Annotated in this window: 14 protein-coding genes; 6 read left to right on the forward strand and 8 right to left on the reverse strand. The window is 63.6% G+C overall.

The annotated features are described in order from the left end of the window. The first annotated feature begins 2 nt into the window (after window positions 1–2). Complete coding sequence (glnA, locus tag ACZ1JM_RS11855; RefSeq protein WP_465132607.1) at window positions 3–1,412, forward strand: type I glutamate--ammonia ligase; 1,410 nt, start codon at window positions 3–5, stop codon at window positions 1,410–1,412. Between the two features lie 179 nt (window positions 1,413–1,591). Next, window positions 1,592–2,182, forward strand: coding sequence for a lysozyme (locus tag ACZ1JM_RS11860; protein ID WP_465132608.1), 591 nt, complete (start codon window positions 1,592–1,594; stop codon window positions 2,180–2,182). Window positions 2,183–2,194: 12 nt separating this feature from the next. Here the strand turns inward: ACZ1JM_RS11860 and ACZ1JM_RS11865 are convergent, their stop codons facing one another. Both ACZ1JM_RS11865 and ACZ1JM_RS11870 read right to left on the reverse strand, forming a co-directional pair. Next, window positions 2,195–3,028 carry an arginyltransferase gene (locus ACZ1JM_RS11865; RefSeq protein WP_465132609.1) on the reverse strand — a complete coding sequence of 278 codons (834 nt, stop codon included), beginning with the start codon at window positions 3,026–3,028 and terminating at the stop codon, window positions 2,195–2,197. Between the two features lie 238 nt (window positions 3,029–3,266). Beyond that, window positions 3,267–4,523: a threonine ammonia-lyase gene (locus ACZ1JM_RS11870; protein WP_465135050.1), complete on the reverse strand. Its 1,257-nt coding sequence runs from the start codon at window positions 4,521–4,523 to the stop codon at window positions 3,267–3,269. A 103-nt stretch (window positions 4,524–4,626) separates the two neighbouring features. Here ACZ1JM_RS11870 and ACZ1JM_RS11875 point away from each other — a divergent pair, with 103 nt between their 5' ends. Together ACZ1JM_RS11875 and ACZ1JM_RS11880 are read left to right on the forward strand one after the other, a co-directional pair. Further along, on the forward strand, window positions 4,627–5,535 hold the full coding sequence (locus tag ACZ1JM_RS11875; protein ID WP_465132610.1) for an NAD(P)-dependent oxidoreductase: 909 nt from the start codon (window positions 4,627–4,629) through the stop codon (window positions 5,533–5,535). Further along, window positions 5,532–7,238, forward strand: coding sequence for an amidohydrolase (locus ACZ1JM_RS11880; protein ID WP_465132611.1), 1,707 nt, complete (start codon window positions 5,532–5,534; stop codon window positions 7,236–7,238). Before ACZ1JM_RS11875 ends, ACZ1JM_RS11880 begins: the two co-directional genes overlap by 4 nt. A gap of 50 nt (window positions 7,239–7,288) precedes the next feature. Here ACZ1JM_RS11880 and tatC read toward each other — a convergent pair whose 3' ends face one another. From tatC to nagZ, 6 genes are all read right to left on the reverse strand, one after another. Further along, entirely contained in the window at window positions 7,289–8,119 is an 831-nt protein-coding gene (tatC, locus tag ACZ1JM_RS11885; RefSeq protein ID WP_465132612.1) for a twin-arginine translocase subunit TatC, read from the reverse strand. A gap of 21 nt (window positions 8,120–8,140) precedes the next feature. Continuing rightward, on the reverse strand, window positions 8,141–8,557 hold the full coding sequence (gene tatB, locus ACZ1JM_RS11890) for a Sec-independent protein translocase protein TatB (RefSeq protein WP_465132613.1): 417 nt from the start codon (window positions 8,555–8,557) through the stop codon (window positions 8,141–8,143). Window positions 8,558–8,577: 20 nt separating this feature from the next. Next, entirely contained in the window at window positions 8,578–8,871 is a 294-nt protein-coding gene (locus ACZ1JM_RS11895; protein WP_465132614.1) for a twin-arginine translocase TatA/TatE family subunit, read from the reverse strand. 118 nt (window positions 8,872–8,989) lie between these two features. Beyond that, complete coding sequence (gene scpB / locus ACZ1JM_RS11900; protein ID WP_465135051.1) at window positions 8,990–9,577, reverse strand: SMC-Scp complex subunit ScpB; 588 nt, start codon at window positions 9,575–9,577, stop codon at window positions 8,990–8,992. A 17-nt stretch (window positions 9,578–9,594) separates the two neighbouring features. After that, window positions 9,595–10,389, reverse strand: coding sequence for a segregation and condensation protein A (locus ACZ1JM_RS11905; RefSeq protein WP_465132615.1), 795 nt, complete (start codon window positions 10,387–10,389; stop codon window positions 9,595–9,597). A 3-nt stretch (window positions 10,390–10,392) separates the two neighbouring features. After that, window positions 10,393–11,403 carry a beta-N-acetylhexosaminidase gene (gene nagZ / locus ACZ1JM_RS11910; protein WP_465132616.1) on the reverse strand — a complete coding sequence of 337 codons (1,011 nt, stop codon included), beginning with the start codon at window positions 11,401–11,403 and terminating at the stop codon, window positions 10,393–10,395. Window positions 11,404–11,505: 102 nt separating this feature from the next. On the opposite strand from nagZ, the gene ACZ1JM_RS11915 reads away from it, so the two are divergent. Next, window positions 11,506–11,907, forward strand: a complete 402-nt coding sequence (locus tag ACZ1JM_RS11915; protein ID WP_465132617.1) for a metallopeptidase family protein — start codon at window positions 11,506–11,508, stop codon at window positions 11,905–11,907. Window positions 11,908–11,969: 62 nt separating this feature from the next. After that, complete coding sequence (locus ACZ1JM_RS11920; RefSeq protein ID WP_465132618.1) at window positions 11,970–13,751, forward strand: bifunctional metallophosphatase/5'-nucleotidase; 1,782 nt, start codon at window positions 11,970–11,972, stop codon at window positions 13,749–13,751. Window positions 13,752–13,753: the final 2 nt, after the last annotated feature.

A 13,753-nucleotide genomic window follows, 5' to 3' on the forward strand; every position in this document is an offset into this window, starting at 1 on the left:
CAATGGCTAGTGCAAAGGACGTCCTGAAAAAGATCAAGGACGAGGAAATCGAGTGGGTAGACCTGCGTTTCACCGACCCCAAGGGCAAGTGGCAGCACCTGACCATGGTTTCGTCGGTTCTTGGCGAGGATGAGCTGGAAGACGGCCTCATGTTCGACGGTTCGTCGATCGAAGGCTGGAAGGCCATCAACGAATCCGACATGATCCTGAAGCCCGACCTGGACGCGGTCTACACCGATCCGTTCTCGGCCACGCCGATGCTGATCCTGTTCTGCGACATCGTCGAGCCCTCGACCGGTGAACTCTACGCCCGCGATCCCCGCTCGACCGCCAAGCGCGCCGAAGCGTTCGTCAAGTCGGCCGGCTTCGGCGACACCGTGTATGTCGGCCCCGAGGCCGAATTCTTCATGTTCGATGACGTGAAGTTCTACGACGGCTACGACGGCAACGGCTTCAAGATCGACGACATCGAACTGCCGGGCAACACCGACAAGTCGTACGACACCGGCAACCTGGGCCACCGCCCGCGCGCCAAGGGCGGCTATTTTCCCGTCGCTCCGGTCGATTCGGCTACCGACATCCGCGCCGAGATGGTCACCACCATGCTCGAAATGGGCCTGCCGTGCGACAAGCACCACCACGAAGTGGCTGCTGCACAGCACGAACTCGGCCTGACGTTCGGCACCCTGGTGCAGACCGCCGACCGCATGCAGATCTACAAGTACGTCGTGTGGATGGTCGCGCAGGCATACGGCAAGACCGCCACGTTCATGCCCAAGCCGATCATGAAGGACAACGGTTCCGGCATGCACACGCACATCTCGATCTGGGATGGCGGCAAGCCCCTGTTCGCCGGTAACGGCTATGCTGGCCTGTCCGACATGTGCCTGTACTTCATCGGCGGCGTCATCAAGCACGCCAAGGCCCTCAACGCCTTCACCAACCCGACCACCAACAGCTACAAGCGCCTGGTACCGGGTTACGAAGCGCCGGTTCTGCTCGCCTACTCGGCGCGCAACCGTTCCGCTTCGTGCCGTATCCCTTACGGTGCCGGTGAAAAGGCGAAGCGCGTCGAATTCCGCTTCCCGGACGCGATGGCCAACCCGTACCTGTGCTACGCCGCGCTGCTGATGGCTGGCCTCGACGGCATCAAGAACAAGATCCATCCGGGCGAAGCGATGGACAAGAACCTGTACGATCTGCCGCCCGCTGAACTCGCCGAAGTGCCGACCGTCTGCGGTTCGCTGCGCGAAGCTCTGGACAGCCTTCAGGCCGACCATGCCTTCCTTCTCGAAGGCGGCGTGTTCACCGAAGACCAGATCGAAGCCTACCTCGAACTCAAGTGGCCCGAAGTGCTGCGCTGGGAAACCACGCCGTCGGCCGTCGAGTTCGACATGTACTACAGCCTCTGATCCGTCAGAGACTGGCGACCAGTTCGCCGAGAGGGGCGTCCGGAGCAATCCGGGCGCCCTTTCGTTTGCGGCAAGGCTACCAATGAACCAAATAGGTTTCCTACAACGTATGGGCTGGATATTTTGCAGTGGCGCGGACGCCGTTCCGCCATCGTCATCCAACCAGCACAGGAGCCTTCATGAACCGCAAGCCGATCTTCGACGCCGTGCGCGGGATGCTGGGCCGCCCGTTCGATCAGACAGAAGTCGATACGCTCGACCGGGCGATTGATCTCAGTCTCCCGCTCTCCTCCAACGACCAGCCGGCACCGCTTCGACTAGGCGGTGCCGGGATGGCGCTTATCAAGAAGTGGGAGGGGTGCGCCAAGCGGCGTCCCGACGGTCGGTTCGACGCCTACCCTGATCCCGGTAGCCAAGATGGCACGCCATGGACGATCGGCTGGGGATCCACCGGGCCGGACATACGCGAAGGACTGGTGTGGACGCAGGAGCAGTGCGACGCCCGCTTTGCCGCGGACGTGGAACGATATGTGCAGGAGGTCGCGCGCTTCCTGAATGGCGCAGCAGCGACGCCGAACCAGTTCGATGCGCTGGTTTCATTTCACTACAACACCGGCGCTGTCGCCCAATCGAGCCTAGGTCGATTGCACAAGCAGGGGCAGTTCGCCGCGGCTGAGAGGGAATTTGCGCGCTGGATCTACAACGACGGCAAACCGATGAACGGCTTGCGATCCCGCCGCGCGGAGGAAGCTAAACTATACGCCGCCTGAGATGCGGTGAAATCAGCCCTTGGCGATGGCTGACATACCGTCCTTCGTACCGGACGCGTCATCTGGACCACGCGGGGTCGCGACGGCGGCGGCGATCAGTCGATCCTGATCCGCCGGGCCAATCCGCTCCCAGCCCGAACGTCCGAGCTTTTCCATGGGGCGATAGCGCACCTTGTACTGCATGCGCGGCGACCCTTCGACCCAGTAGCCAAGGTAGACGTAGGTCAATCCCATCTCGTTGGCGCGGCGGATGTGATCGAGGATGATGTAGTTGCCCAGGCCCTGCCGATCCTCATGATGGGGATCGTAGAACGAGTAGATCATCGACAATCCATCGCACTGCCGATCGGTCAGGCATGCGCCGACGAGGCGGCCGGGCGTATCCCCCCGTGACGGTTCGCGATACTCGATCACGTAACTCGTCACCGGGGTGTGTTCGACCATGTCGGCGAAATCAACCTCGTCCATCGTCGTCATCCCACCTTCGGGATGGCGGACGGAGAGGTATCGTTGCAGCAGATCGAACTGCTCGCTGGTGGACCACGGACGGCACACGGTGGCGACCAGATCCGAATGGCTTTTCAGCGTACGCTTCTGTGTGGAAGACGCGACGAATTCATTGGCAACGACGCGGACCGAAACGCAGGCATTACAATCCAGGCAGGACGGCCGATACGCAACCGTCTGGCTGCGGCGGAAGCCGATCCGCCCAAGGGCATCGTTCAGCGAATCCGCATGAGGGCCCTTGAGCTCGGTGAACACCTTGCGCTCGCTCCGTCCAGGCAGATACGGACACGGCGCCGGGCTCGTTACGAAAAATCGTGGAAATCGAACCGGAGCCGTCACGGCGCTTAGTCTTCCTTTTTGCGTTGTGTCCGGCGCTCAGTCCGTCGCTGTCCCGAAATATGCATGGCGACACCCCATCGCGCCAGCCAATTAAGCACAATATCCGATCGACCCGCAGCGAATTCGCGTCAGATCGGCGGCAACCGCACTGGCCTGTGCCAATCCGGGTCGCAGAGGCAGTCGAAGTGTTACCTTTTGCGCTAGCCTAAGGCGTCCCACCAAAGCAACGCCCGATAGCTTACTCGGTTTCGACCTGCTTCACTTCGTAACCTTCGCGCCGCAGTGCCGAAACCAAAGCAGCGAGTTGCGCCTTGTCCCGCGCTTCGCACTCGATCTCCGTCACCAGGCCCTTTGCCGGCAAATGCGTAAAGATGCGCTGGTGGAAGACCTCGATGATGTTGACGTTGTGCTCGTGGAACACCTTGGCGACCTTGAACAACGCCCCCGCACGATCCTGCAGACCGATCCGCAGCCGCGCCAACCGACCCGACCGGGCGAGGTCACGCAGCAGGACATTCGCCAGCAGCCGGGTGTCGATGTTGCCGCCACACAGCACCAGGCCGACCTTGCGCCCGACGAACAGCTCACGGTTGGCGATCACGGCGGCGAGGCCGGTCGCGCCTGCCCCTTCGACCAGTGTCTTTTCGATCTGCAGCAGCAGGGCCAGCGCGCTTTCGATCTGCGGCTCGCTCACCAGGAGGAACTCGTCCAGCAGCGAACGCAGCACCTTGGAGGTCATCAGACCCGGGGCGATCACGGCGATGCCTTCGGCCAGCGTGTCCCCGCCGATCGGCAGGTTGGTGCCCTTGAGCAGATTGTACATCGACGGGTAAAGCTGCGCTTCCACGCCCACCAGCCGGATGTCAGGATTGATATCCCGCGCCACGGTGCCCATGCCCGACGACAGCCCGCCGCCGCCAACCGGGAGCACCAGCGTATCCAGCTGAGGCACGTCCTCGAGCATTTCCAGCGCCACGGTACCCTGCCCGGCGGCGACATGCGGATCGTCGAACGGATGGACGAAGGTCAGCCCCCGCTCCACCTCCAGCTTGCGGGCGTGGGCATAGGCTTCATCGAAGCTTTCCCCTTCCAGCACGACATTGCCGCCCACGCTTTCGGTCTGCATCACCTTGATGGTAGGCGTGGTCTTGGGCATTACGATCGTGACGGGCACGCCAAGCCGCGTGCCGTGATAGCTCAACCCCTGCGCGTGGTTGCCGGCCGATGCGGCGATCACGCCGCGCGCCTTGCGCTCTTCCGGAAGCAGCAACAGCGCATTGAGGGCGCCGCGTTCCTTGTAGGCGGCGGTGAACTGCAGGTTTTCGAACTTGAGCCAGATATCCGCGCCAGTGATCGAACTCAGCGTGGAGCTGTAGAGCGTGGGGGTGCGCACCACTTTGCCCGAAATTCGCTCCGCCGCCGCGCGAACGTCGGCTGCGGTCAACGGGACATCTTCAAGAGCCCCGGGAGCGATGTTGCGCAAAGTCTGTTCCATAACCGGCGCGCCTACCGGAAAAGGGGACGAAATGAAAGTGTGGTCACCCATCGGAACGTGCCTGAACGGTTTGCTTTTGACCAAAAGGCGCTAGAAAGCTCGCATGAACGACAGCACGACAGAACGGCGCAAGGTCTCCTTCCTTGGCTTGGGCACGATGGGCGGCGCGATCGCGCGGCACATCGCCGAAGCCGGGCACGAGCTGACCATATACAATCGCTCGCCCGAACGTGCGCGCAAGTGGCGGGACGACAATCCGGGCCTCGCCCATCGCATCGCTGCCAACCCGGCGCACGCGGCGCAGGATGCCGACATCGTGATCACCTGCGTGGGCAACGACGATGATCTGGCCGACGTGGTGCTCGGGCCCAACGGCGTCTTCCGCATGCTCAAGAAGGGCGGCGTCTTCATCGATCACACTACCGTATCGGCGCGGATCGCCCGCCAGATCTCGGTGGAAGCGCGCGACCTCAAGATCCATTGCGTCGACGCGCCGATGACTGGATCGCAGATCGGCGCCGAAAAGGGCACGCTGACCCTGATGTGCGGCGGTCGCGACGACGCGATCGAAGCGGCGCGGCCCATCATGGAGGCCTATTCCAGCCGCATCGTCCATGTCGGCAAGCCCGGCTCCGGCCAGATCGCCAAGATGGCCAACCAGATCTGCATCGCCGGCAACGTGGCGGCGCTGGCGGAAGCGGTGCGCTTTGCCCAGGCGTCGCATCTGGACATGGGCAAGGTCTACGAAGCGATATCCGGCGGCGCGGCGCAGTCCTGGCAGATGGACAATCGCTGGACGTCGATGGACGCCGACGAATTCGACTTCGGCTTTGCGATCGACTGGATGCGCAAGGATCTTGGCCTCAGCCTGGAAGAAGGACGCGGCCTTGGCGTGTCCTTGCCTGTGGCGGCGCTCGTCGATCAATTTTTTTCCGAAGTACAGGCACAGGGCGGCGGCCGCCTGGATACCAGCGCGATCATCAAGCGCCTCCCGAAGAAGGGCAAGAAGTGAAGCATACCATTGCGGCAGCCATCGCGCTGCTGACCGGCACGGCTCTGACCGCGCCCGCGCTCGCCGACGTGCTTGTCGATAACGTGGAGGGCCTCACCCCCGATGGTCGGGGCGGGGTGGAGCGGTTCGACGGCTTCCTGATCGCGCCCGACGGCACCGTGCTGCAGGTTTTCCATCGCGGTGAGAAGCGGCCAAAGAAGGTCGATTATCAGGTGGACGGCAAGGGCCGCATCGTCGTGCCCGGCATGATCGATGCCCATGCGCATGTGATGGCCACCGGGTTCGCCAAGATGACCCTGGACCTGTCGCCCGCCAAATCCCTGAACGAAGCGCTGTCACGCGTGGCCGCGTGGGTCGCCGCGCATCCGGACGCGCCGTGGGTGCTGGGCACTGGATGGAACCAGGCGCAGTGGGGGATGGACCGCATGCCCACCGCCGCCGAACTGGATCAGGTGACGGGGGGCAAGCCTGCCTGGCTCATGCGGGTGGACGGCCACTCAGGCTGGGCGAACTCTGCCGCCATCTCCACCGCAGGCGTCACGGCGGCCACGCCTGATCCTGCGGGCGGGGTCATCATCAGGGGTCCGGGGAAAGCACCCGCCGGCGTATTCGTCGATGCTGCGACGTCGCTGATCGAATCGAAAATGCCGCAGCCCCGTCCCGAGGATCGCGACACGGCGCTGGGCGAGGCGCAACTGGCGCTGCTTGCCTCCGGCGTCACGACCGTGGCGGACATGGGCACCACGATCGAGGATTGGCAATCGTTCCGCCGCGCTGCCGATGGCGGAGGTCTGCGCGTTCGCATCGTGTCGTACGCGGCGGGTATCGACGCGATGAACCTGATCGGCGGGCCGCGTCCGTCTCCCTGGCTCTACGACGATCGCCTGAAGATGAATGGGGTCAAGCTGTACCTCGACGGTGCGCTGGGATCGCGCGGTGCCTGGCTGAAGGCACCCTATGCCGATGATCCCAAGGCCAAGGGCCTGCCGCGCATGAACCAGACGCAACTCGGCAACCTGATGAGCCGGGCCGCGATCGACAATTTTCAGGTTGCCGTCCACGCCATCGGCGACGAAGCGAACGCGACCGTTCTCGATGCGATCGAGGAACTGTCGGCGACCTACAAAGGCGATCGGCGCTGGCGGATCGAACATGCCCAGGTCGTCGATCCGGCCGACATCCCCCGCTTCGCGCGGCACGGTGTGATCGCATCGATGCAGCCGCAGCATGAAGCGTCCGATCGCACGATGGCAGAGGCGCGGCTGGGGCCGACGCGGCTTGCCGGGGCTTATGCCTGGAAGTCCATCGCCGCGACCGGAGCGACTCTTGCATTCGGTTCGGATTCGCCGGTCGAACCCACGCGGCCCTTCGTGGGGATGGCGGTGGCGATCAGTCGCCAAGGCGCAGATGGGCAGCCCGTTGGCGGGTGGCAGCCGCAGGAAGTGCTGACGCGGGAGGCGGCGCTATCCGCCTATACCACCGGGGCCGCCTATTCCCTGTTCGCGGAAAACCGGCTGGGCCGCATCGCCAAAGGCTATCGCGCCGATTTTCTGTTTGTTGACACCGATCCGATGATGGCCAACCCTGACCAACTGCGCGCAACGCGGGTGCTGGAAACGTGGATTGGCGGCAAGCTGGCGTGGTCGGCGGCGCAGGATGGCGGCAAGGCCGGCGTTCGGCGGGACGCTCCAGCCAGTCGCTGATCAAGGTTTGCGCAGTGTCTGCCGACGGGCGGTGAAGCTGCGCAACCTGTCTACTCCGCCGCGGCGTGCCCGGCGGCTTCGGCGTTCTTCTCGATCGCCTTTTCTTCAGCCGCACGCTCCTTGGCGTCGCGGCGTTCGGTGAACCACATCAACAGCAGCGTGCCTTCGAACAGCATCAACAGCGGGATCGCCAAGAGAAGCTGTGAAATCACGTCGGGCGGCGTTGCAACCGCCGCGATTATGAAGATACCGACGATCGCGTAACGCCGCGCCGCAACGCACTGGGCGCGCGTTACCATCCCTGCGCGGTTGAGCAGCATCAGCAGCACCGGCAGGAGGAAGCTGATGCCGAATGCCAGGATGAACTGCATCACCAGCCCAAGGTAGTCACCGGTACCGGGCAGCGCTTCCAACTTAAGTCCGCCCTTCTGCCCTTCAAAACTGAGAAAGAAGTGGAAGGCGGTAGGCATCACCACGTAATAGGCCAACGCCGCGCCCATGGTGAACAACACCGGGGTGGCGATCAGGAACGGCAGAAACGCCTTCTTTTCCTTGGCATAGAGGCCCGGCGCAACGAACGCCCAGATTTGGTTGGCGATCACTGGAAAGCTGACGAAGAAAGCCGCGAACATGGCGATCTTCACTTCGACGAAGAAGGCCTCGTACAACTTGGTGTAGATCAGCTTGCCCTGGCCCGGTGGAAACGCAGCGGTCAGGGGGCGCACGAGAAACGAGAAAATGTCGCCCGCGAAGTAGAAGCAAACGGCGAACGCAACCGCGAAAGCCAGAAAAGCCCGCAGCAGACGACCGCGAAGCTCGATCAGGTGATCGAGCAGCGGCGCCTGGCTTTCATCGATATCGGCTATGCGGAACGGCTGCATGGCGGTGGCCTCAGAATGGCATCAAGGTGGTGGAGGCGGGAGGTGCAGCTCAGCCTGCCGGGAATCTTCGCGAGGCGCTTCGCGCATGGTGCCATCGGTCGATCGGGAGTCCGCCGATTCCCCAGCATCGGGCAGCGCGACCATGTTCTCGTTCGTCTTCGGCGCCTGCATGTCGTCAGCGGTGGGGTGCATGCTGGGCAGTTGCGGGCTGGCGTTCATGATCGCCTCGTTCTGCTCCCGCCACTTCCGCTCCATTTCTTCAAGCTCGGCCTCGCGCACCATGGCGTCAAGGCCGGACCGGAAATGGTTGGACATCTTGCGCATCTTGCCGATCCAGCGACCAGCCGTGCGCAAGGCCATCGGCATATCCTTGGGACCGATGACAACGACCGCCACGATGACGATCAGGAAGAGTTCGGATGCGCCGACGTCGAACATTGCGGCTCAGCCCTGTCCGCTCAGACCTGTTCGTTCTTGGTTTCAGTCGCCGTGGGAGCCGGCGTCGGCGTGGCCTGCGGTGCTGGGGTCGCCGGAGGAGCGACATCGGCCTGCTGGGCCGGGATCTGCGCCGGTGGCGGGGGCGGCGTGGAAGCAGCAGCGGCCTTCTTCGCCTCTTCCTCGTTCATGCCATCCTTGAAGCTTTTGATGCCCTTGCCAAAATCGCCCATGATTTCCGACACGCGGCCGCGTCCGAACAGCACGAGCACGATCACCAGAACGATCAGCCAGTGCCAGATCGAGAAGCTACCCATAACCTCAACTCCAAAAAGCACGGTCGATTCCAACCGTCACGGCCCCCATCTAGGCGCTTTGACCGTAACTTGCCAGCCCGTCATGGTTCTGACCTTCCCCCGTCATACCATCGTCAGGTTAAGATTTCAGGTCCTCCGATGGGCGGACATTCCGGTCGGAAAGTGCCGCCTCCAGTTGGTCCTCATCGACCGGATCAAGCAGGCCCGCCGCCCGCAGATCATCCACCCCGGGCAAATCTCTGAGCGACTGCAGTCCGAAATGATCGAGAAATTCCGGCGTCGTCGCATAGATGACGGGGCGACCTGGAACTTCCCGGCGACCAGCGGCGCGCACCCACCCCGCCTCCATCAGCACATCGAGCGTTCCGCGCGCTGTCTGGACGCCCCGAATCGCTTCGATCTCCGCGCGACTGACCGGTTCGTGGTACGCCACGATCGCCATCACTTCCGTCGCGGCGCGGCTGAGGCGGCGCAGCTCTTCTTTTTCCCGGCGGAGGAGATGGGCAAGGTCAGGCGCCGTCTGGAAGTGCCAACGCCCGCCCCGCTCGACCAGATGTACACCGCGACCGGCGTAGTGTTGCTGCAGATCGGACAGCGCCCGGCTGACGTCCCTGGCAGCCGTATCGGCCAGCGCGAGATGGACGGCTATCTGGCGCGCATCCATTGGCTGCTCCGCTGCGAAGACGGTCGCTTCCACGGCGCGCATCAGATCGTCAGGCGCCGTCAAGGTCGCGCTGCCCGCATCAGCAAGGGGCCATAGGCGACGTCCTGCGCGATCTCCGCCTTGCCGATGCGGGCCAGTTCCAGCGCGGCCACGAAACTCGACGCCAAGGCGGACCGGCGAAGGCGAGGGTCGGCCCAGGCATCGTGCGCGGGCGGCAGGAAAGCGCGCAGTTCGGTCCACTCGATCGTGACGCCCAGCATCGATGAGACGCGCTGGATCGCGCTGTCGAGCGTCATGACCATGCGTTCGCGCACCATGTGGACAACGGGTTCCGCGCGGATTTTCACGTCTCCGTATGCACGGATCAGGTCGAACCAGTCGCCATGCCATCGGGATTTCCGATCGATGCGAAGCCCCTCCGGGGCGCCACGAGCAAACACATCCCGGCCAAGTCGATCGCGCGCCATCAGCCGCGCCGCCGCTTCCCGCATTGCGCCCAGTCGCTGGAGACGCAGTTGCAGGCGGAGCGCCATTTCCTCGGGGCTTGGGTCCTCCTGCTCCTCGCGCGGGAGAAGCAATGCCGACTTCAGATAGGCCAGCCACGCCGCCATCACCAGATAATCGGCTGCTAGTTCCAGCCGCAGAGCCTCCGCTTCCTCTATATAGGTGAGATAGGCGTCGACCAGTTCTAGGATGGAGATGCCCAGCAAATCCACTTTTTGCCGCCGGGCGAGATCGAGCAGCAGGTCCAGTGGGCCTTCCCAGCCATCAATGTCGAGGTAGAGCGCATCATCCTGAGCCTGCGGCTGGCCATCATTGGTCCAGCCAGCGAAGAGATCGGGATCGGGCGGCATCCCTCAGGCGTCTCTCAACGCCAGCAGGGCATCGCGCTTGGCAAGAAGCGCCGCGTGGTCCGGCGTGTCTTCCGCAGCTGGAACAGCAAGCGCCCTTTCAAGACGTGCCGCCGTGGCCGGGGTCATGCCGGGGAGCACATCGGCGATGCCGACCATGTCGTCCATCTTCGCCCAGCAGTTGAGCGCGATATCGCACCCTGCGGCAATAGCGCGGGCGGCACGGTCGGGTACCGAACCGGACAGCGCCTCCATATCCAGATCGTCGGTCAGCAGCAGGCCCTCGAACCCGATCCGGCGGCGGATCACCTCGCCCACCACGAAGGGGGAAAGAGTGCCTGCGTTGTCCTTGTCCCACGCGGTGTACCGAACATGCGCGGTCAGGCCGATCGGCGTATGGGCCAGCGCCTTGAACGGCGCGAGGTCCAGTTCCAGTTCCTCCTCGGAGGCGTCGACGGCGGGCAGTTCCTTGTGACTGTCGGCCATGGCGCGCCCGTGGCCAGGCATGTGCTTGATGCACCCGGCGATCCCCGCCCGGGCAAAACCATCGAGGATCGACCGACCGAGTGCCGCGATCCGCATCGGGTCGGAGCCGAGCGCGCGGTCTCCCACGATGTCATGCGCGCCGGGCTGCCGGACATCGAGCATCGGGTGAAGATCGACCGTGATGCCTGCTTCGGCAAGGTCCATCCCAAGTGCCTGCGCATTGACCCGCGCTGCTTCCATGGCGCTGGCGGGCGCCAGATCGTAAAGCCGGTCGAACGCTTCACCGGCGGGATATTTGGGCCAGACCGGGGGCTTCATGCGCGTGACACGGCCACCTTCCTGATCCACCGAAATGAACAGCCGATCACGCCCGTGAATGCTGCGGAGTTCGTCGGTGAGGGCTCGCACCTGCTCGCGCGTCTCCGCGTTGCGCGCGAAGAGGATATAGCCAGCCGGGTCCGCGTCATGGAAAAACGCGCGCTCGTCTGCGGTCAGGGTCAGGCCGGAAAGGCCGAAAATCGCCGGTGTCATGCCTTGTTTGGTCGCAGAATTGCGCCATCCGCGCAAGAAAGGTCGGCAAGTCGATGTGGAATGCAGGTTACCGGCAATGCGCGATGGTGGCATGACGGCGGCATGAGCAGCCGTTTTGGAAAACCACCCTCACCAGCGGAGTTCGAGGCTCTCGCCCACGCCGCCTTCGCGCGAATCCCGGCGCCCTTCGCCGAGCATCTCGACGGGATCACCGTCCACGTTGAGGAGTTCGCGAACGCTGAAACGCTGAGAACTATGGAGATCGACGATCCGTTTGCCCTGACAGGGCTATACCATGGCCGTTCGATGGACACCGAATCGGTGTGGCTCTCCGGCGAATTCCGCCCGCGCATCATGCTCTATCGGCAGCCGTTGCTTGCAGAGTGGTGCGAGACCGAAGTCACGCTGGAGGACCTGGTGACCCATGTCGTAATCCACGAAGTCGGCCATCATTTCGGGCTATCGGACGACGATATGCATGCGTTGGAGGATCAGGTGCGCTGATCGCAAAGGTACGGCTGCATTGGTCGTTTGATCGTCATATGCCCCTGCGATAGAGCGCTACCATGACAGATCGTCCCACTTCCGGCCTACGCCTTCGCCTCGCACTATCGCTCCCCCTGATGACGGCGCTTGCCGCCTGCGCCACGCCCCCTGGTGCCACGAACGGACCCGTCGCAGCGTCCGCACCGCGCACTGTCGAGGTGGGCATCATCGCCATCAACGATTTCCACGGCGCTCTGGAGCCGCCCAAGGCATCGGTGATGGCGCCGGGAGCGGATGGCAAGGCGATCCCGGTTCCCTCAGGCGGCGGGGCATGGCTTGCGTCGGCAGTCGATTCCATCAAGGCCCTGCACTCCAATCACGTCGTGGTGGCGGCGGGCGACCTGACGAGCGCATCGCAACTGGCATCGTCCCTCCATCTGGACGAACCGGCGGTCGGCGTGATGAATCGCATCGGCCTTGAATTCAATGCGGTTGGCAATCATGAGTTCGACCGCGGGTGGAAGGAACTGCAACGCCTGCAGAACGGCGGGTGTGAAAAGAACGCCCGGTTGCAGCCTTGCCAATTGGAGCAGTTCAAGGGCGCAAGCTACAAGTACCTTTCGGCCGGCACGTTCAACGCGGACGGGTCCACCCTGTTTCCGGCGACCGGGCTAAAAACCTTTGGCCAAGGCGCGAGCAAGGTCACCATCGGTTTCGTCGGACTTTCGCTCAAGTCGGTGCCGACGCTTGTCGCTCCCGCCGCGCTTGCCGGGCTGACCTTCGGGGACGAGGCGGAGGCGATCAACAAGGCGATCCCTGCGCTGAAAGCGCAAGGGGCCGATGCCGTGGTCGTCCTGATCCACCAGGGTGGTAAGACGACCGCCGAGGACCCCAATTCCTGCGAAGGACTGACCGGGGAAATCCAGCCCATCCTCGACCGCCTCAACCCGGGCGTCGATCTGGTGGTATCCGGGCATACGCACTGGCAATACGTATGCAATTACGGGCAAAGTGGCGACGGCTCGCCGATCCTGCTGACCAGCGCCGGCGTCTACGGCAAGCTGGTGACCGACATTACCCTCACCATCGATCCGGTTGCGCACAAGGTCGTCGCCAAGAAGGCGCACAACGTGATCGTGCAGTCTGTGGCCTATACCAGCGGCCGGGGTGATGCGCCGAATACGTCGCTATACCCGCAGTTTCAGCCGAGGGCCGACGTGGCGCAATATGTGGCCGGATATGTTGCGGATGCAGCTGGCCTGATCGCCCGGCCGGTAGGCAAAATCTCAGGCCCCGCAGCCAAAAACTCAACCGAAAGCAGCACGGGCGGCACGCTGGGCAATCTGATCGCGGATTCCCAGTTGGCGGCGAGCAAGGAGGCCGGGGCGCAGATTGCCTTTACCAACCCGTTCGGCATCCGCGCGCCGATCGACCCGGCCGCCGATGGTTCGGTCAATTTCGGGCAAGTCTATGCCGTCCAGCCATTCAACAACGAACTGGTGACGATGACGCTCACCAGCGCGCAAGTGCGTGCGGTGATCGAGGAAGGGCTGGACGATACGGGCGACATGCAGGCTTTGGCCCCCTCCACAGGCTTCACATTCAGCTACGACATGCGCCGGCCTTCAGGTGCCCGTGTCGTGTCGGTGACGCTTGACGGCAAGCCGATCGACCCGGCGGCAGACTATCGCGTCACGGTGGTGAACTTCCTGGCGGAAGGCGGCGATGGCTTCGCGACGTTCAAGCAGGGCCGCGACCCTGTGCGCGGGATGATCGACAACGAAGCGTTCCAGCAATGGATCGCCGCCGTGCCGGTCCGTCAGGTGCCGAAAGAGGAACGCGCCGTTCGGATCGGCGGTTAGCG

This window comes from Novosphingobium sp. BL-S-24 (assembly GCF_055521575.1).

Bases quoted from the DNA above. Each gene is read 5' to 3' on its own strand.
- glnA (WP_465132607.1), top strand. From the start codon at position 3: ATGGCTAGTGCAAAGGACGTCCTGAAAAAGATCAAGGACGAGGAAATC.
- ACZ1JM_RS11870 (WP_465135050.1), bottom strand. From the start codon at position 4,523: ATGGAACAGACTTTGCGCAACATCGCTCCCGGGGCTCTTGAAGATGTC.
- tatB (WP_465132613.1), bottom strand. From the start codon at position 8,557: ATGTTCGACGTCGGCGCATCCGAACTCTTCCTGATCGTCATCGTGGCG.
- ACZ1JM_RS11895 (WP_465132614.1), bottom strand. From the start codon at position 8,871: ATGGGTAGCTTCTCGATCTGGCACTGGCTGATCGTTCTGGTGATCGTG.
- scpB (WP_465135051.1), bottom strand. From the start codon at position 9,577: ATGCGCGCCGTGGAAGCGACCGTCTTCGCAGCGGAGCAGCCAATGGAT.
- ACZ1JM_RS11875 (WP_465132610.1), top strand. From the start codon at position 4,627: ATGAACGACAGCACGACAGAACGGCGCAAGGTCTCCTTCCTTGGCTTG.
- nagZ (WP_465132616.1), bottom strand. From the start codon at position 11,403: ATGACACCGGCGATTTTCGGCCTTTCCGGCCTGACCCTGACCGCAGAC.
- ACZ1JM_RS11860 (WP_465132608.1), top strand. From the start codon at position 1,592: ATGAACCGCAAGCCGATCTTCGACGCCGTGCGCGGGATGCTGGGCCGC.
- ACZ1JM_RS11920 (WP_465132618.1), top strand. From the start codon at position 11,970: ATGACAGATCGTCCCACTTCCGGCCTACGCCTTCGCCTCGCACTATCG.
- ACZ1JM_RS11915 (WP_465132617.1), top strand. From the start codon at position 11,506: ATGAGCAGCCGTTTTGGAAAACCACCCTCACCAGCGGAGTTCGAGGCT.
- ACZ1JM_RS11905 (WP_465132615.1), bottom strand. From the start codon at position 10,389: ATGCCGCCCGATCCCGATCTCTTCGCTGGCTGGACCAATGATGGCCAG.
- tatC (WP_465132612.1), bottom strand. From the start codon at position 8,119: ATGCAGCCGTTCCGCATAGCCGATATCGATGAAAGCCAGGCGCCGCTG.